The sequence below is a fragment of the Pueribacillus theae genome, assembly GCF_003097615.1.
GTDB lineage: Bacteria > Bacillota > Bacilli > Bacillales > UBA6769 > Pueribacillus > Pueribacillus theae.
In genome coordinates, this window is record NZ_QCZG01000012.1 from 36,519 (window position 1) to 54,086 (window position 17,568).

21 protein-coding genes are annotated in these 17,568 nt (G+C 41.8%); 20 read left to right on the forward strand and 1 reads right to left on the reverse strand.

Going from position 1 to position 17,568, the window contains the following annotated elements; genetic code table 11:
- Nucleotides 1–49: 49 nt before the first annotated feature.
- From DCC39_RS07620 to rsmI, 3 genes are read left to right on the forward strand one after another with little or no spacing between them, the layout of a single operon-like run.
- Nucleotides 50–790, forward strand: a complete 741-nt coding sequence (locus DCC39_RS07620; protein ID WP_116554299.1) for a tRNA1(Val) (adenine(37)-N6)-methyltransferase — start codon at nt 50–52, stop codon at nt 788–790.
- A complete protein-coding gene (locus DCC39_RS07625; RefSeq protein ID WP_116554300.1) occupies nt 780–1,058 on the forward strand; it encodes a GIY-YIG nuclease family protein in 279 nt (92 codons plus the stop codon). Before DCC39_RS07620 ends, DCC39_RS07625 begins: the two co-directional genes overlap by 11 nt.
- Complete coding sequence (rsmI, locus tag DCC39_RS07630; RefSeq protein WP_116554301.1) at nt 1,036–1,914, forward strand: 16S rRNA (cytidine(1402)-2'-O)-methyltransferase; 879 nt, start codon at nt 1,036–1,038, stop codon at nt 1,912–1,914. The genes DCC39_RS07625 and rsmI overlap by 23 nt, the downstream gene beginning before the upstream one ends.
- Before the next feature lie 89 nt (nt 1,915–2,003).
- Here the strand turns inward: rsmI and DCC39_RS07635 are convergent, their stop codons facing one another.
- A complete protein-coding gene (locus tag DCC39_RS07635) occupies nt 2,004–2,285 on the reverse strand; it encodes an AbrB/MazE/SpoVT family DNA-binding domain-containing protein (protein WP_116554302.1) in 282 nt (93 codons plus the stop codon).
- Nucleotides 2,286–2,623: 338 nt separating this feature from the next.
- Between DCC39_RS07635 and metG the strand changes: the two genes are divergently transcribed.
- From metG to DCC39_RS07725, 17 genes are all read left to right on the forward strand, one after another.
- On the forward strand, nt 2,624–4,579 hold the full coding sequence (metG, locus tag DCC39_RS07645; protein ID WP_116554304.1) for a methionine--tRNA ligase: 1,956 nt from the start codon (nt 2,624–2,626) through the stop codon (nt 4,577–4,579).
- 156 nt (nt 4,580–4,735) lie between these two features.
- Nucleotides 4,736–5,503 carry a TatD family hydrolase gene (locus tag DCC39_RS07650; protein WP_116554305.1) on the forward strand — a complete coding sequence of 256 codons (768 nt, stop codon included), beginning with the start codon at nt 4,736–4,738 and terminating at the stop codon, nt 5,501–5,503.
- A 255-nt stretch (nt 5,504–5,758) separates the two neighbouring features.
- Nucleotides 5,759–6,994, forward strand: a complete 1,236-nt coding sequence (locus DCC39_RS07655) for a G5 and 3D domain-containing protein (protein ID WP_116554306.1) — start codon at nt 5,759–5,761, stop codon at nt 6,992–6,994.
- 121 nt (nt 6,995–7,115) lie between these two features.
- Nucleotides 7,116–7,676: a ribonuclease M5 gene (rnmV, locus tag DCC39_RS07660; RefSeq protein WP_205948481.1), complete on the forward strand. Its 561-nt coding sequence runs from the start codon at nt 7,116–7,118 to the stop codon at nt 7,674–7,676.
- On the forward strand, nt 7,669–8,547 hold the full coding sequence (rsmA, locus tag DCC39_RS07665; RefSeq protein ID WP_116554308.1) for a 16S rRNA (adenine(1518)-N(6)/adenine(1519)-N(6))-dimethyltransferase RsmA: 879 nt from the start codon (nt 7,669–7,671) through the stop codon (nt 8,545–8,547). Before rnmV ends, rsmA begins: the two co-directional genes overlap by 8 nt.
- Nucleotides 8,548–8,610: 63 nt before the next feature.
- A complete protein-coding gene (gene yabG / locus DCC39_RS07670; RefSeq protein WP_116554309.1) occupies nt 8,611–9,504 on the forward strand; it encodes a sporulation peptidase YabG in 894 nt (297 codons plus the stop codon).
- Between the two features lie 172 nt (nt 9,505–9,676).
- Nucleotides 9,677–9,943, forward strand: a complete 267-nt coding sequence (gene veg, locus DCC39_RS07675) for a biofilm formation stimulator Veg (RefSeq protein ID WP_116554310.1) — start codon at nt 9,677–9,679, stop codon at nt 9,941–9,943.
- Between the two features lie 130 nt (nt 9,944–10,073).
- Nucleotides 10,074–10,256 (forward strand): small, acid-soluble spore protein, alpha/beta type, encoded by a 183-nt coding sequence (locus tag DCC39_RS07680; protein ID WP_116554311.1) that lies wholly within the window; start codon nt 10,074–10,076, stop codon nt 10,254–10,256.
- 175 nt (nt 10,257–10,431) lie between these two features.
- Nucleotides 10,432–11,283, forward strand: coding sequence for a 4-(cytidine 5'-diphospho)-2-C-methyl-D-erythritol kinase (gene ispE / locus DCC39_RS07685; RefSeq protein ID WP_116554345.1), 852 nt, complete (start codon nt 10,432–10,434; stop codon nt 11,281–11,283).
- 70 nt (nt 11,284–11,353) lie between these two features.
- Nucleotides 11,354–12,193 carry a pur operon repressor gene (gene purR, locus DCC39_RS07690; protein ID WP_116554312.1) on the forward strand — a complete coding sequence of 280 codons (840 nt, stop codon included), beginning with the start codon at nt 11,354–11,356 and terminating at the stop codon, nt 12,191–12,193.
- A gap of 132 nt (nt 12,194–12,325) precedes the next feature.
- Nucleotides 12,326–12,700: a RidA family protein gene (locus DCC39_RS07695; RefSeq protein WP_116554313.1), complete on the forward strand. Its 375-nt coding sequence runs from the start codon at nt 12,326–12,328 to the stop codon at nt 12,698–12,700.
- Between the two features lie 128 nt (nt 12,701–12,828).
- Nucleotides 12,829–13,122, forward strand: coding sequence for a septation regulator SpoVG (gene spoVG, locus DCC39_RS07700; RefSeq protein ID WP_116554314.1), 294 nt, complete (start codon nt 12,829–12,831; stop codon nt 13,120–13,122).
- Between the two features lie 211 nt (nt 13,123–13,333).
- Nucleotides 13,334–14,719, forward strand: a complete 1,386-nt coding sequence (glmU, locus tag DCC39_RS07705) for a bifunctional UDP-N-acetylglucosamine diphosphorylase/glucosamine-1-phosphate N-acetyltransferase GlmU (RefSeq protein WP_116554315.1) — start codon at nt 13,334–13,336, stop codon at nt 14,717–14,719.
- 3 nt (nt 14,720–14,722) lie between these two features.
- Nucleotides 14,723–15,673: a ribose-phosphate diphosphokinase gene (locus tag DCC39_RS07710; RefSeq protein WP_116554316.1), complete on the forward strand. Its 951-nt coding sequence runs from the start codon at nt 14,723–14,725 to the stop codon at nt 15,671–15,673.
- A gap of 238 nt (nt 15,674–15,911) precedes the next feature.
- Nucleotides 15,912–16,541 carry a 50S ribosomal protein L25/general stress protein Ctc gene (locus DCC39_RS07715; protein ID WP_165820802.1) on the forward strand — a complete coding sequence of 210 codons (630 nt, stop codon included), beginning with the start codon at nt 15,912–15,914 and terminating at the stop codon, nt 16,539–16,541.
- Nucleotides 16,542–16,610: 69 nt separating this feature from the next.
- Nucleotides 16,611–17,171, forward strand: a complete 561-nt coding sequence (gene pth, locus DCC39_RS07720; protein WP_116554318.1) for an aminoacyl-tRNA hydrolase — start codon at nt 16,611–16,613, stop codon at nt 17,169–17,171.
- Between the two features lie 80 nt (nt 17,172–17,251).
- On the forward strand, nt 17,252–17,482 hold the full coding sequence (locus DCC39_RS07725) for an anti-sigma-F factor Fin family protein (protein WP_116554319.1): 231 nt from the start codon (nt 17,252–17,254) through the stop codon (nt 17,480–17,482).
- The last annotated feature ends 86 nt before the right edge of the window (nt 17,483–17,568 follow it).

Consider the following 17,568-nt stretch of genomic DNA (forward strand, 5'->3'; position numbering starts at 1 on the left):
TTCCGAAAGGAAAGTTTTTTTATGTAACATTTTTATAAGGAGTACCCGCATGGAAGAATTGTTGAAGCACGAACGTATCGATTATATTGGACAAAAAGATTTAAAAATTATCCAGGCTGGCGATGTGTTTTCATTTTCATTGGATTCTGTTTTGCTTGCAAAATTTGTCTATGTTCCGATCCAAAAAGGGAAGCTTATCGATTTATGCACAGGAAATGGCGTGATTCCCCTTTTGTTAAGCAGGCGGACAAAAGGCAAAATCATTGCGTTGGATATGCAGGAAAAGCTGTGCGATATGGCGGAAAGAAGTGTCCGATTGAACGGGCTTCATGATCGCATTAAAATTTTATGCAACGATTTAACCCAATTGGAATCTTCTTTTTTGGACGGGTCATACGATGTTGTCACATGCAATCCCCCGTATTTTAAACGAACGAATGAACGAGACGTGAAAAAGAGCCTTCACACTGCAATGGCAAGGCATGAAATGTATTGCACATTGGAAGACTGTGTAAGAACGATGAGCCGGTTGCTTAAGCAAGGAGGGAAAGGTGCATTCGTACACCGTCCAAACCGGCTTGTTGAACTTTTGGAATTAATGAAAAAGTATCGGCTTGAACCAAAGCGGCTGCAATTTGTTCATCCAAAGAACGGGAGTGATGCGAACATTGTTTTAATTGAGGGAACAAAAGATGGGAAGGCTGATTTAAAAGTTTTGCCGCCATTAACGGTTTACGATCACAACAATGTGTATACAGCGGAAATAAAGGAGATTTTATATGGTGGGTAACTATTTTGTTTACATTTTGCGTTGCGGCGACGGGAGCCTGTATACAGGTTCCACGAATGACATCGAGAAACGGCTGGCCGCGCACGCGTCAGGGAAAGGAGCAAAATATACGAGGGGAAGAGGGCCGTTAGCGGTCGTTTATACAGAAGCGTTCAAGACAAAGAGTGAAGCGCTCAAAGTTGAAAATCAAATAAAAGCATTGAATCGCGGTGAAAAAATGGCATTGATTGAAAGGAAGAAAAGGGATGAGCCAGAAGCAAATGGATGAAGCGTCCGGTTCCAAAGGCTGTCTTTATCTCGTTCCCACTCCCATTGGAAACTTGGAAGACATCACGTTCCGGGCAGTGTCCACGTTGAAAGAAGTCGACGTGATTGCCGCTGAAGATACACGGGTGACACGTAAATTATGCAATCACTATGAGATTGGAACACCGCTTATCAGCTATCATGAACATAACAAAGAAAGGCAAGGCGCCCACCTCATCGAACAATTAATCAAAGGGAAAAAAATTGCCCTTGTCACTGACGCGGGCACACCTGCCATTTCTGATCCGGGAAACGACCTTGTTACGGCATGCATTGGGGAAGGCATACAAGTTATACCGCTTCCAGGGGCAAATGCCGCGATAACCGCTCTGATTGCCTCTGGCCTACTTACCAATCATTTTTACTTTTATGGGTTTCTTCCGCGGTCGCATAAAGAGAAGAAACAAGCGTTGCAGGATCTAGTTTACATGAAAGTGCCAATCATTTTTTACGAAGCGCCCCATCGTTTAAAGGAAACGTTAAAAGAGATTCACCAAGCATTCGGAGATCGGAATGCGGTGATCGCCAGAGAACTGACAAAACGATATGAAGAATTTATACGTGGAACGGTGCAAGACTTAACCAATTGGGCTGAAAACGCCGCCATACGAGGTGAATTTTGCATCATTGTTGAAGGGGCTTCAGACGATCAACCTTCTGAAACGAATCATTGGTGGAGCCATCTTTCGGTGAAAGAACATGTCACCTACTACATTGAAAAAGAAGGGCAGCCTACAAAGGAAGCGGTGAAACAAGCAGCAAAAGATCGGGGATTGCCAAAAAGGGAAGTATATCATATTTATCATATTGACTCTTAAGCCAAAGCATGAGTGAAAATGAGGTTTTGAATTCATTTATCCCGCATTAACGGGGGGATAAAAATCCCCCACTGAGAAGTTTCCCTTAATTATAGCGGGGTGAACATCGCTTTGATTTCTTCCAATATTTTTTCCGCGGCTTTTTTGCTTAAAATTAGTTTTCCGTCTGCGAGTACGAGATTGTCATCCGATACTTCCCCGGTTATGTGACAAGACATCGACGGTGTATATTTTTTTAATACAATTCGATCGTTTTCAACAATTATTTCGATATTGTCCTTTACTTCAATGCCAAGTGTACGGCGTAGCTCAACTGGGATAACAACGCGTCCTAGCTCGTCGACTTTGCGTACGATTCCAGTAGATTTCAAATGAATCCCCTCATTCTTTGTCAAAATTCGACATTTTTCTTTAAATCATACCAAGTGCCATTAACTGGGTCAATTACAAATTGATGACATTCTGTGTTAAAATAAAGAATGTTTTTTACAAGTTTGAAAAAGAAGGCAAATCTTGACATGACGTTTGCTTTTTCGGTATATTTTGGGGAAGGAACTGGTACGGGCGGCGATGGATGAAAAATGTCTTTCCTGCTTGAACGGTCATTTTTCAATTTGCTTTCGCACATGTTTGACCGATAAGTATTGTATGCTCTCGCCCAAGGGGCGGGGGCTTTTTCAAGCCCTGAGTGGAAAAAGGAGGAACGAAGATGGAGCCGAATAAGAAAACGTTTTATATAACAACGCCAATTTATTATCCAAGCGGAAAGCTTCATATTGGCCATGCGTATACGACAGTAGCAGGTGACGCATTAGCAAGGTATAAACGGCTGCGTGGTTATGATGTGTTGTATTTAACAGGAACTGATGAACATGGGCAAAAGATTCAGCAAAAAGCGGAGGAAGAAGGGGTCTCTCCGCAAGCCTATGTCGATAATATCGTAGCGGGTATCCAGAAGCTATGGAGGAAATTGGATATTTCCTATGATGATTTTATCCGAACGACTGAAACACGGCATAAAAAAGCGGTGGAAAAAATATTTGATCAGCTTGTAAAGCAGGGTGACATTTATCTTGGTGAGTATGAAGGCTGGTATTGTACGCCTTGTGAGTCATTTTATACGGAAACACAGCTTGTGGATGGAAAATGCCCTGATTGCGGCCGGCCGGTTGAAAAGGTCAAAGAAGAATCTTATTTTTTCAAAATGAGCAAGTATGCTGATCGGTTGCTTCAGTTTTATGAAGAAAATCCTGATTTTATTCAACCGGAGTCACGCAAAAATGAAATGATTAATAATTTTATTAAGCCTGGGCTTGAAGATTTAGCTGTTTCAAGAACATCTTTTGATTGGGGCATTAAAGTGCCAAACGACCCGAAACACGTGATTTATGTATGGATTGATGCGTTATCGAATTACATTACAGCGCTTGGCTACGGATCAGGCGATGAATCGAAGTATGAGAAGTATTGGCCGGCCGACGTCCACCTTGTCGGCAAGGAAATTGTTCGCTTCCATACAATTTACTGGCCAATCATGTTAATGGCGCTTGGGTTGCCGCTTCCAAAAAAAGTATTTGCCCACGGCTGGCTTTTGATGAAGGACGGCAAAATGTCAAAATCAAAAGGCAATGTCGTCGATCCCGTCACATTAATCGACAGGTACGGGTTGGACGCGCTCCGTTACTATTTGCTGCGTGAAGTGCCATTCGGGTCAGACGGTGTCTTTACTCCGGAAAGTTTTGTTGAAAGAATCAATCACGATCTTGCAAATGACTTAGGGAATTTGCTGAACCGTACGGTGGCGATGATTCATAAATATTTTGGCGGCAAGATTCCAGAATTTAGAGGTGCTGTGACAGACTTTGACGACAGCCTTGTAAAAGCTGTAAGCCAAACAAAGGAAAAAGTAGAGCATGCATTGGAAAAGATGGAATTCTCTATTGCATTAGCGGCAATCTGGCAGCTTATTAGCCGAACGAACAAATACATTGATGAAACAGAGCCATGGAAATTGGCAAAAGAAGAGGAAGAGCGGGAAAAGCTTGCTTCTGTTATGGTCCATTTAGCGGAATCGATTCGCCATATTGCTGTTCTTTTGCAACCATTTATGACAGAAACGCCAAAGAAAATAACAGAACAACTTGGAATTCCGAATGAAGCATTTTTATCATGGGATAGTTTAGACGACTTTGGATCCAACATTGGCGGGAAGCAAGTAGTAAAAAAAGATCCGATTTTCCCTCGTCTCGATGTAAAAGAGGAAATCGATATCATATTATCAAAAATGGGTGGCGCTTCACCGAAAAAAGAAGACAAAGATCCAGTGGAAGCCGTCCAAAATTCAAACGAAATTACAATTGATGAATTCAGCAAAGTAGAATTAAAAGTAGCGGAAGTGGTGTCGGCTGAACCTGTTAAAAAAGCGGACAAACTGCTTAAATTGCAGCTTGATTTAGGAGAAGAAACACGCCAAGTCGTCTCCGGCATAGCGGAATTTTACTATCCTGAAGAGTTGATTGGAAGGAAAGTTGTTTGCGTGACAAACTTAAAGCCGGTTACATTGCGCGGCGAACGCTCAGAAGGCATGATTCTCGCTGGAAAAAGCGAAGGTAAACTAGAGCTTGTCGAAGTGCCTAGTTTAAAAAATGGAACAATCGTTAAATAATATAGTGACGAAGGCAGCTTAGCATGTATATGCAAGGCTGTCTTTTGTTATTCCTATGGTTTTTGTTACCGAAATGTAACAGAAATGAAACCGTGGTGCATTCGTATTTGACCAGGTCTTTTGATATCCTTACTTAGGAAATGAAAGGGGATTATGATGCTTTTTGATACGCATACGCATTTAAACGCTGAACAATTTCATGAAGATGTAGAGGACGTGATTGTTCGCGCGCAGGAAGCCGGTGTATCAGAGATGATCGTCGTCGGGTTCGATCATAAAACGATAGAAGGAGCCATCTCGCTCGTCGAACGTTATGATTTTCTATACGCGGCAGTTGGATGGCACCCAGTGGACGCCATCGAGATGAATGAGAACGATTTAAACTGGATTGAAGATCTTTGTCCGCACCCGAAAGTGGTTGCTCTCGGTGAAACAGGCCTTGATTACCATTGGGATAAATCTCCGAAAGAGGTACAGAAAACAGTTTTTAGACAGCAAATTCAGCTTGCTAAAAAAGTAAATCTCCCGCTTATCATACATAATCGTGAAGCGACGGAAGACGTGATCGCGATTTTAAAAGAAGAGGGTGCCGATGAAGTAGGCGGCATTATGCATTGTTTCAGCAGCACACTTGAAGATGCAAAAGCATGCATCGATTTGAATTTTTATATTTCGATCGGCGGGCCTGTCACATTTAAAAATGCAAAGCAATTGAAAGAAGTGGTTGCCAAGCTTCCACTTGAAAGATTATTAATTGAAACGGACTGCCCATATTTGGCGCCACATCCTTTCCGGGGGAAAAGAAACGAACCGGCCTACGTCAAATACGTTGCAGAACAAATTGCATTATTAAAAGGGATCGATTATCAAGAATTAGCCCAAAAAACGTCCGACAATGCAAAACAGTTATTCGGCATAAACTGATGGATAAGTTTGTCGAATAAGCGCTGGAATAGCTTTAAGCCATAACGTTTCAACAAAGCTCTACAAATAGGCGGGAAATTTTGTCGTGAGATTTCTCTTTTAAATCTTCTCTACCAGATGCATAATAAGCGATAACTTAACATAGTTTACCAATATTAGCGCAATTTGGGAGGGATGTTAAGAGAAAATCAATAGAGTTTTTATTCGAGTCAATTCTTTTTTAAGGTCTTTCACGCATGTAAAAGGAGGATGATGATGGAAGCAAACGGGAAGCGTTTTTCCGGGCTGCTCAAGGGGAAGAAGTTTTTACTCATTCTATTTAGTGTGATTGTACTTAGTGTGGTTACTGGTTTTTCGGTGTATGAGACGATGAAATCCGATGTCATACTTTCTCTTGATGGTAAAGAAATCCAAGTTAAGTCACATGCAAATTCAGTTGCTGAAGTGCTTGAAGAGCAAGATATTGACGTAAATCAACACGATTTCATCGAGCCTGCATTAGATGCTGCAATTGAAGATGGAATGAAAGTTGTATGGAAACCTGCAAAGCAAGTTGTTTTAAATATAGATGGGAAGAAACATGATATATGGACTGTGAAAGATACGGTTGGGGATGTTCTTGAAGAACGCAAAATTACAGTGAAAGAGCATGACAAAATAAACCCAGCCCAGTCAGAAGCGATTGAGGAAAATCTTGAAATTCAATTTGAGTCCGCCTTTGAAATTCCACTTGTAATTGGCGATAAAGAGAAAAAAGTGTGGACCACTTCGACTACGGTCGCTGATCTTTTAAAAGAACAAAAGGTAGAGCTTAATGAACTTGACCGAGTAGAACCTGGAAAAGATGAAGAAGTTTCCCCTGAAACGAAAATTAACGTCGTTCGCGTGGAAAAGGTCACCGATGTAGTGGAAGAAGCAGTTGCCTTTGCGACTGTAACGAAAAAAGATGGATCCCTGTCCAAAGGGAAAGAAAAAGTCATTGATGAGGGCCAAAAAGGCAAAGTGAAGAAACATTATGAGGTCATTCTTGAGAACGGCAAAGAAGTCAAACGTAAACTGGTGAAAGAAGAGAAAGTAAAGGACAGCAAAAATCGAATTGTTGCTGTCGGAACAAAGGAAGTGCCGAAAACCGTTTCGCGTAAGCAGTCTGCGTCTTCCAACGAGCCATCTGCACAAGCTGCTGCCAAAGCGCCATCAGGCGGTAAAACGATTTATATGTCAAGCACAGCTTATACGGCAAATTGTTCCGGCTGTTCAGGTGTGACAGCAACAGGGGTTAACTTAAAAGCAAACCCAGGAGCGAAAGTGGTTGCCGTCGATCCGAATGTCATTCCACTAGGCACAAAAGTCCATGTCGAAGGGTATGGATATGCCATTGCTGCAGACACCGGAGGGGCGATTAAAGGGAACAGAATCGATGTATTCGTTCCATCAAATTCAAAAGCAACCTCCTGGGGAAGAAAAAATGTGAAAGTAAAAATTGTCGATTAATTTACACAGGGGTGCCTCCCTGTGTTTTTCTTTTGAAATTCTTTATTATAAATAGAGACGAGTTATGCCCTAGAAAAGTTTCATTTTTTCTTAAAGATTTTAAAAAATTTTGGAGGAATCGATGAAAATTCGTGAAATCATTGTGGTCGAAGGAAAAAGCGACACAGAAAAAATTAAACAAGCAGTTGATGCTGATACACTGGAGACGAATGGTTCAGAAATTAGCAGCGAAACGTTAAAAAGGATTCAAGTTGCACAGGAAAGGCGCGGGGTCATTGTGTTCACCGATCCGGATTATCCCGGAGAGCGAATCCGTAAAATCATTAGTTCATCTGTTCCCGGTGTGAAGCATGCCTTCCTTATGAAAAAGGATGCGAAAGCAAAGAATGGAAAAGGGCTTGGCATTGAGCACGCTCCAATTGAAGCGGTAAGGGAGGCTCTCTCATCTGTTAGGGAAGAGATGCCTGATGAGAAAGAAACCATTCCATGGGAAGTGCTCGTTGGCCTTCAGCTAATTGGCGGGGGAAATGCCCGCAACTTGCGTGAGCAGCTCGGAAACGTATTAAATATTGGCTATATGAATGGAAAACAGTTGTATAAAAGATTAAATATGTTCCAAATTACACTGGAAGAGCTTGAACAAGCGGTCCATCAAATCAAAGAGGGGGAAACAAATGAATAAAGAAATTTCATCGCCGAGACGAACGAAAGAAATATTGGAAAAACACGGTTTCTCCTTTAAAAAAAGCTTGGGGCAAAATTTTTTAGTCGATGCCAATGTTTTAGAAAAAATTGTGGCCGCTGCAAATGTAACAGATTCAACCGGCATTATTGAAATTGGCCCCGGTTTTGGGGCACTTACAGAAAAATTAGCGCAAAAAGCAAACAAGGTCGTCGCTTTTGAAATTGATGGGCGGCTCATTCCTATTTTAAAAGAAAACTTGTCGGATTATAAAAATATTGCACTCATCCATCAAGACGTATTGAAAGCCAATATTCATGCTGTCATCGAAAAGGAATTTCAGAAAGAACAGGATTTGATGGTTGTTGCTAATTTGCCGTATTACGCAACGACACCAATTTTATTGAAGCTGCTCGAAGATAAGCTTCCCATTCGCGGAATTGTCTGCATGATTCAAAAGGAAGTAGCAGAACGGATTTCCGCTGAGCCCGGGACGAAAGATTACGGCTCCCTTACCATTGCTGTCCAATATTATGCGCAGGCAGAAACAGCGTTTACAGTGCCTGGCAATGTATTTGTTCCGAAGCCCAATGTCGATTCTGCTGTTCTTAAGCTGCATATGCTTAAAGAGCCATCCGTTCAAGTTATAGACGAAAAACTGTTTTTTGAAGTCGTTCGGGCTTCCTTTGCGCAGCGGCGGAAAACGATTTTAAATAATTTAGCAAAAAATTTGAATGTGCCTATAGCTAAAGCAGACCTCCAAGTGATGTTAACGGATCTTGAAATTGAACCTTCAAGGCGTGGAGAGACGCTTTCAATCAAAGAGTTTGCGTTTCTTGCGAATGCAGTCCATCGTCGTCTTAAAGGATAGCTCATTTTTCTCAAATGCCTGGCATATAGTGAAGTAAGCGATGTGTTGTCAGGGGGAAGGAATGTGAAGATTCAAGCAGATTCGATTGTAGCAAGAAAGTCTTACAATTGTGATATTCTCTTTCGTGTCGTTCATATTCATGAAGATTCACAAATTGTTGACCTCATTGGCGAAGAAATGCGGCTTTCTGCGGATGCTCCCCTTTCTGATCTTGTCCTTATGCCAGAAGAAGAAAAAAATAAATTACGGAATCAATTGAAAAAGAAAGTCGATCGTTCCTTTCGTTTATTTCGCCAAGATTTTAAGCTTTTGCAGCAAAAACGCGAATACGTTTCAACGGGCGGGTATAAGCATGACGAACGGTATTTTGAACTGCCTGGAAAAGTACTTCATGTGGACGGCGATAATCGCTATTTAGAAAAGTGCCTTCAATTATATGAAAAGCTTGGCGTTCCGGTTGTAGGCGTCCATATGAGCGAGGCGGACATGCCGCAGCGCGTTCCCAAATTGCTTGATCAAGTCCGGCCTGATGTCTTGGTAATCACAGGGCATGATGCCTTTTTAAAAATGAAAGGCGGGAAAAAGGATTTGCAGGCGTACCGGCATTCTAAACATTTTGTGAGGACAGTAAAAGAAGTACGGACAAAAATTCGCCACCTTGATCAACTCGTTATTTTTGCCGGCGCATGCCAATCCCACTTTGAATCCCTTATTAAAGCTGGCGCAAATTTTGCAAGTTCGCCTGAACGTGTTAACATCCATGCCCTTGATCCGGTATATATCGTTTCAAAAATATGCCTTACCTCTTTTATGGATCGTGTTCACGTCATGGATGTTCTGCGCAATACGCTTTCAAACGAAGGCGGGTTGGGCGGAGTGGAGACACGCGGGCTGCTAAGAACAGGAATGCCGATCGAAAAGGACTTGGAAAAGCAAGAGGATTTGCCTTCTAATTGATTCTTCCTCTTATACATATTTTATTTGCCAATTGTAAAGGATAAGCCATAATACAAAAATAATGATTGACAACAAAATTAATACGTTGTTATAATTTAGGATTCGTTTCCTTTCATTTGACAAAAAACAACAATCTGTGTTAAAATTTGAGTAAGTGAGGTGGATGTGTCTAATGGGTAAAACAATAGTTGAGATCAAGGAAGCTTTAGATGCTCGTATCGGTAAACCATTAACATTAAAGGCAAATGGTGGACGCCGTAAAACGATTGAAAGATCCGGCATCCTAGAAGAAACATTCCCATCTGTATTTATTATAAAATTAGATCAAGATTCAAATTCATTTGAACGGGTTTCTTATAGCTACACAGATGTTTTAACAGAAACAGTCGAACTTACATTTGGAGATGACAAAAAGAAGGCAGTTGTAGTTGGGCAGTAAGGCGTATGTCATACTGCTTTTTTTTTGGCCAAAAAAGGAAAAACAAATTCGTTATAGTTTTTTCTCTGTCCCACATAATAAAGGTGAGGAATGATTCCTCGCTTGCAAGGGCAGAAAGGGGATGGAAAGAGTGGCAAGAAGAGGTGGCGTAATGTCTGATCGCTTAAAAGAAGAGATTGCAAAAGAATTGGGCTTTTACGATACCGTTCAAAAAGAAGGCTGGGGAGGAATTCGCGCCCGTGATGCCGGGAACATGGTGAAGCGCGCGATTCAAAAGGCCGAAGAACAGTTAGGTAACCAGAAGCAGTCTTAATTGCCATTAGAAAATCTTTCATAAATTTGCCTTTGTAGAACCGGAGCCTTAGTGGCTTCGGTTTTTTGTTATACTGTATTTGCTGCTTACTTGAGGCTTGCAGACCGTGAAGCTTTTTTAATAAGATAATGAAGAAATTAATCATAGAAAGTCAAGAGATGAGTAGGTGACATGGTTGAGATTATCCGTAAAAGCGCCCGCAAAAATAAATTTGGCATTAGATGTTCTGTATAAGAGGGAAGATAACTATCATGAGGTAAAAATGGTTATGACGACGATTGATTTAGCCGATCGTATCGAAATAATGGAGCTTAGTGAAGATGTGATTGAAATTGATTCGTCAGACGGATTTATTCCGGTTGATAAGCGAAACCTTGCTTATAAAGCGGCAGAATTGCTGAAATCTCGTTTTGGCATCAGAAAGGGATGTAAAATTGAAATCACAAAAATCATTCCGGTTGCGGCCGGCCTTGCAGGGGGAAGCAGTGATTGCGCCGCCGTTTTAAAAGGGTTGAATCAGATGTGGAAGCTTGGCTTAACAACGCAGGAACTTGCCGAATTAGGCGCCGAAATCGGATCGGACGTTTCATTTTGCGTTTATGGCGGTACGGCGCTAGCAACAGGAAGAGGCGAAATCATTGAGAAAATCGCTTCACCCCTTCCTGTATGGGTGGTGCTCGCAAAGCCCCCAATCAGCGTCTCTACGTCAGACATTTATCAAAAGTTGGACGTGAACACTTGCAGGCACCCGGACGTTGAGCAAATGGTGAAAGCCCTTGAACAAAAAAATTATGCATTAATGTGCGAACAGCTTGGCAATTCCCTTGAAGATGTAACGATGAAGTACTATCCGAAAGTCGCGAAAATTAAACAGCAAATGGAAAAGCTGGGCGCTGACGGCGTTTTAATGAGCGGAAGCGGGCCAACCGTATTTGGGTTAACCCGGTTTGAAAACAAGAAGCATAGGCTTGTGAATGGGTTGCGTGGTTTTTGCAACCAAGTGTATGCTGTACGGCTGATCGGTTAATACTAGGTTGTTAAACCCGTATGAAAATGATATATTTTAATTAAAACATTCGGATTTTGGAGGGTTACCCATGAAAATAAGGCGCAGTGGGCGTTTAGTTGATATGACACATTACTTGCTTCTACACCCTTATCAACTCGTGCCTTTAACTTTTTTTTCTGAGCGTTATCGATCGGCGAAGTCTTCAATTAGCGAAGATTTGGTGATTATAAAAGAACAATTCGAACAACAAGGGATTGGAACAATTTTGACTGTTCCAGGGGCTGCCGGCGGGGTGAAATTTATTTCCAAAATGAGCAAGCAAGAAGCTATAAAAATTGAGGAAGAGCTTAAGCAATTGCTTGCAGTTCCTGAGCGCATTTTACCGGGCGGTTACTTATATATGACAGACATTCTTGGCCATCCGAAGTATATTAATCAAATTGGCCGGTTGTTTGCTTCCGTCTTTTCTGGCAATCAAATTGATGTTGTCATGACCGTCGCTACAAAGGGAATCCCTCTTGCTTATTCTGTTGCTTCCCATTTGAATGTCCCTGTTGTCGTCGTCCGAAGGGACAGCCGCGTGACAGAAGGATCAACCGTTAGCATCAATTATATTTCCGGATCCTCGAAACGGATCCAAACGATGACCCTTGCAAGGAGAAGCTTAACAGCAGGAGCCAATGTATTAATTATTGATGACTTTATGAAAGCGGGAGGAACGATTAACGGCATGATCAGCCTTCTTGATGAATTTCAAGCGACTCTTGCAGGGATTGGTGTTTTCGTGGAATCTGAAGGAACAGAAGAACGACTTGTTGAAAAATATGTCTCAATGTTAAAATTAACTCGTGTTGATGAAAAAGAAAAACGTATTGAAATTGCCACCGGCAATTATACGGATGAAGAAGAAAAATTTTTATCCCGGTGAACCTTCGTAAGGACCCCCACAAGGATGTCGCAGAAGTCTAAGCGGGGATAACGGACGGTAACACCTCAATAAATCTTGCTTTAAAGGAAGAATGATTTGAACTTTTCATTTACTAGGAAAGGGAAGGTAGACATGAAAAAAATCGAAACGAACGGCGCTCCGGCAGCGATAGGTCCTTATTCCCAGGGAATCGCGATCGATAACTTTTTTTTCACTTCTGGGCAGATTCCGCTAACGCCTGAAGGAAAGATGGCTGAGCAAGACATAACGAAACAGACGCACCAAGTATTTGCTAATCTTAAAGCGGTATTGGAAGCGGCAGGCGCTTCTTTTGATTCGGTTATAAAAACAACAGTGTATATTAAAGACATGAATGATTTTCCTGTCATCAACGACATTTACGCTTCCTATTTCGGCGAACACAAGCCTGCCAGATCTTGTGTCGAAGTCGCAAGATTGCCGAAGGATGCATTGATTGAAATCGATTTGATCGCACGAATGTATTAAAACTGGAAAAATTTAAACAGTTAGGAATTAATTTCAAGATTTTATCAAATTATAGAAGGAAATGTTCCCGCCTTGTTGAATAGTGATATATACGCTTATTTTTGACTCTGCAAAAAGGTGGGATTTCAATGGAGATAACTGATGTAAGATTACGTCGCGTCAATACAGAAGGGCGAATGAGAGCGATTGCCTCCATTACACTCGATCGAGAGTTTGTCGTCCATGATATTCGTGTGATCGATGGGAATAACGGGCTGTTCGTGGCAATGCCAAGCAAGCGTACACCGGACGGTGAATTCCGGGATATTGCACACCCAATTACATCGAATACGAGAGAAAAGATTCAAACTGCTGTATTGGCGGAATATGAGCGTGTCGGCGATTCTGAAGAAACTTCCCTTGAAGAAGCAGGCGCATCGTAAAGCAGAAGCTGTCGATTTCTTCACTTTTGGGTTAGGCATTTGATGCCATATGAACGAATGTTTCTAAAATTTGATGACACCAGGGAGCATGGAACCTAACGATGGGATTAGGTTCTTTTTCTTTTGGGGAGTTTGCTTTCCTTGAAAAAGACGTGTTTTTGAGATATATTCGAATAGTAGAATTTGCGTTTCTGGAGGTAATTAACTATTTATGAAAAATCGTTATGCGGTTATTTTAGCCGCCGGTCAAGGGACGAGAATGAAATCAAAATTATATAAAGTACTGCACCCTGTGTGCGGAAAACCGATGATCTTACATATTGTTGATCAAGTAAAACAGCTTGGTATAGAGGATATTGTAACAGTCATTGGGCATGGTGCCGAGAAAGTGAAAGAAACGGTCGGCGAATCCGTCCTTTATGCACTGCAATCTGAACAACTTGGTACAGCTCATGCCGTCTTGCAAGCCCGCGATCATCTCGCACATCAAGATGGTGTTACGATCGTTCTGTGCGGGGATACACCGCTTATTACAAAAGAGACAATAGAGAAGCTGATTAACCACCACCAACAAACAAACGCGAAAGCAACCGTTTTAACCGCTTCAACAAATGAACCGGCAGGATACGGCCGGATCGTGCGCAATTCTGATGGCAATGTTGAGCGGATTGTTGAAGAAAAGGATGCGACAGAGGATGAGAAGCGCATTACGGAAATTAATACAGGAACATATTGTTTTGACAATAAATACTTATTTGACGTATTGCGTGAGGTAAAAAACGACAATGCACAAGGTGAATATTACCTTCCAGATGTCATCGAAATTTTGAAAAAGAAAAACGAAGTGATTGCAGCTTATGCGACAGACGATTTCGATGAGACAATTGGGGTAAACGATCGGCTCGCGCTTTCAAAGGCAGAAGCAAGCATGAAAAAGCGAATCAATGAGAAGCACATGAAAAATGGCGTTACGATCATTGACCCTGACAATACATATATTTCTGCAGAGGTTGAAATTGGACAGGATACGATCATTAAGCCTGGAAGCATCTTGAGCGGAAGTGTAAAAATCGGCGAAGACTGCCTGATTGGGCCGCAAACGGAAATCGTTGATAGCATCATCGGGGATCGTACAACGATTAGGCAATCTGTCGTTTGTGAAAGCAAAATCGGAAGTGGCGCTGCCATTGGCCCATTCGCCCACATTCGTCCGCAATCAACACTTGGCGACAACATCAAAATTGGAAATTTCGTTGAGGTAAAAAAATCAACCATCGAAGACGGGGCAAAGGCTTCCCATCTCAGCTACATAGGCGATGCCGAGATTGGAAAAGATGTAAATATTGGATGCGGTACAATTACAGTGAATTATGATGGAAAGAATAAACATCTTACAAAAGTGGAAGAAGGAGCCTTTATCGGCTGCAATACGAATTTGATTGCTCCTGTAACCGTTGGAAAGGATGCTTATGTTGCGGCGGGATCAACAATTACGGAAAACGTCCCCGCTGAAGCGCTTTCGATTGCCCGGTCAAGACAAATAAACAAAGAAGAATATGTAAAACGTAAACAAAACAATGACGAAGGGAAAAACTGAGACATGTCAAATTACCTCAACTCCAGCTTAAAGGTCTTCACGTTAAACTCAAACCCAGGATTAGCTAATGAAATTGTCAAAAGCATTGGTGTTGAATTAGGTAAATCTTCGGTTCAGCGTTTTAGCGATGGAGAAATCCAAATCAACATCGAAGAAAGTATTCGAGGATGCGACGTCTTTGTCATACAGTCCACTTCAGATCCAGTAAACGAGCATCTCATGGAATTATTAATTATGATCGATGCTTTAAAACGCGCTTCCGCTGCGACAATTAATATAGTTATCCCATATTACGGATACGCTAGACAAGATCGGAAAGCGAGAGCACGTGAACCAATCACGGCTAAACTCGTTGCAAATTTATTGGAAACGGCTGGTGCCACCCGTGTCCTTTCGATCGATTTACACGCGCCGCAAATCCAGGGCTTTTTCGACATCCCTGTTGACCAGTTAATGGCCGTTCCGATATTGGCAAGTTACTTTAAACAGAAAGAATTATACGATGTTGTGGTCGTTTCCCCTGATCACGGCGGTGTAACACGCGCCAGGAGATTAGCTGATCGCCTTAAAACACCAATTGCGATCATTGATAAGCGCAGACCCCGCCCAAACGTTGCTGAAGTGATGAACATAATCGGCGATATTGAAGGAAAGACTGCGATTATTATTGATGATATCATTGATACAGCAGGCACGATTACACTGGCGTCAAATGCGCTGCTCGAAAGAGGGGCAAAGGAAGTGTATGCTTGCTGCACCCATCCTGTTTTGTCAGGGCCGGCAATTGAACGCATCGAAAGTTCAAGCATTAAAGAACTTGTTGTCACAAACTCGATTCTTTTACCCGAAGAAAAAATGATCGATAAAATTACTCAGCTATCGATTGCTTCCCTCATGGCTGAAGCGATTATTCGTGTATATGAAAGGCAATCTGTCAGTACGTTATTTGATTAATCAATAGAATGCCGCTTCAAAAGGGAGGGCAATAAGAGCGGAAAACTCCGTGAAAATAATAAACTTCGCACATCCTCTGCCCTCTAGTTTTTTAAAATGATGTTTAATGTTTAGACCTAGTTGGAATCGGAAATAAAAGACAGATAGGTATTCAACCAATTGGAGCTTACGTCTACTTATAGACGTTCACGCATAAATGCGTTTACTTAGACTCGACTTTCAGAAAGGGATGAAGAACATGACAGAAGTTTTAAAAGCAGAGCCAAGAAAAACGAAAAAATCAGTTTTGAATCAATTGCGCAGGACGGGATTTATTCCCGCCATTGTGTACGGCGACGAAATCGAAAACAAAGCGATTTCCATTAGCGAGCAGGCTTTCACAAAATTGTATCGAAAAGTTGGAAGAAACGGCGTTTTCTCATTGGAAATTGAAAATGATGCCCACCCGGTCATGGTGTACGATCTTCAAGTCGATCCGTTGAAAAACTTGATTATCCATGCTGATTTTTACAAAGTAAATATGAACGTAGAGGTTGATGCAGAAGTACCTATACAGCTTGTCGGTGAAGCGCCGGGCGAGAAAGAAGGCGGAATTGTCCAGCATTCATTGTATGAAGTAAACGTACGGGCGCTTCCTGCAAAATTACCGACAAACATTGAAGTTTCTATCGATCGTTTGCAAATTGGAGACTCCATCCTTGTTGGGGATTTACCAAAATCAACAGATTACGTGATTCTAAACAATGAAGATGAAGCCATCGTATCAGTCCTCACTCCTAGCGTTGAAGAAGAGAGCGATTCAGGAGAAGCAGAAGTTGAAGATGCAAAGGAACAAGAAACAAATGAAGAAAATAAAGGCGAAGAATAATCACGTCTCGATGTATTTGACGTAACCGAACGGTTACGTCTTTTTAACTATGGTGAAAGGACGATTGGAATGAAGTTAATAGTTGGCCTCGGCAATCCTGGGAAGAAGTATGAACAAACCCGGCATAATGTTGGTTTTATGGCCATCGACCATTTATCAAAGAAGCTTTCACTTGAATTCGACAAAAACAAGTTTCAAGCTGTTTATGGAACAAAAATGATAGATGGAGAAAAAATCATGCTTTGTAAGCCGCTTACGTACATGAATTTATCCGGGGAAGCGGTGAGGCCGCTGCTTGATTACTATGGAATGGAGCTTGAGGATTTGCTCGTGATTTATGACGATCTCGATCTTGCTCCTGGCAAGCTTAGGCTCAGGCAAAAAGGGAGCGCTGGTGGCCATAATGGGATTAAATCAATTATAAAACACGTAGGGACTGAGCAATTTAAGCGAATCCGCATTGGAATTGGAAGGCCGGATCCGCGAATGGATGTAATTGATTACGTTCTCGCCCGTTTTTCAAAAGATGAACAGCCTCTCATTGATGAGGCTATCGCACGGACGGCCCAAGCGTGTGAGAAATGGGCAAGATCGCCTTTTTCTCAAGTGATGAATGAGTTTAACGGTTAATATAAGCCGGCTGTATAGACTTTCCCGCCTCTGTTTATACTATAAAAAGGAGTTTTTAGTTTACAGAGGAGGTCTTTGAATTGGCCATCGTTTATGAATGCCGCCATTGCCAGCAAGAGGTTGGTAGAATTGATGCCATTGAAGTGGAGGAAAGAAGCTTAGGCTTTCAAGTTTTAACAAATGAAGAACGATTAGAAATGATCACCTATGAACAAAATGGTGATGTAAAGGTAAAAACCATTTGCGAAAATTGTCAAGAAGCGCTGGACCGAAACCCAATCTTTCACCAGCTTGATTCATTTATACAATAAAGCGAGACTTACCGGGGTGTTAGCGTCCGTTATCCCCCAATTAGACTTCTTCGAAATCTCTAAATCTTGAAGTGGGGGTCTTACGG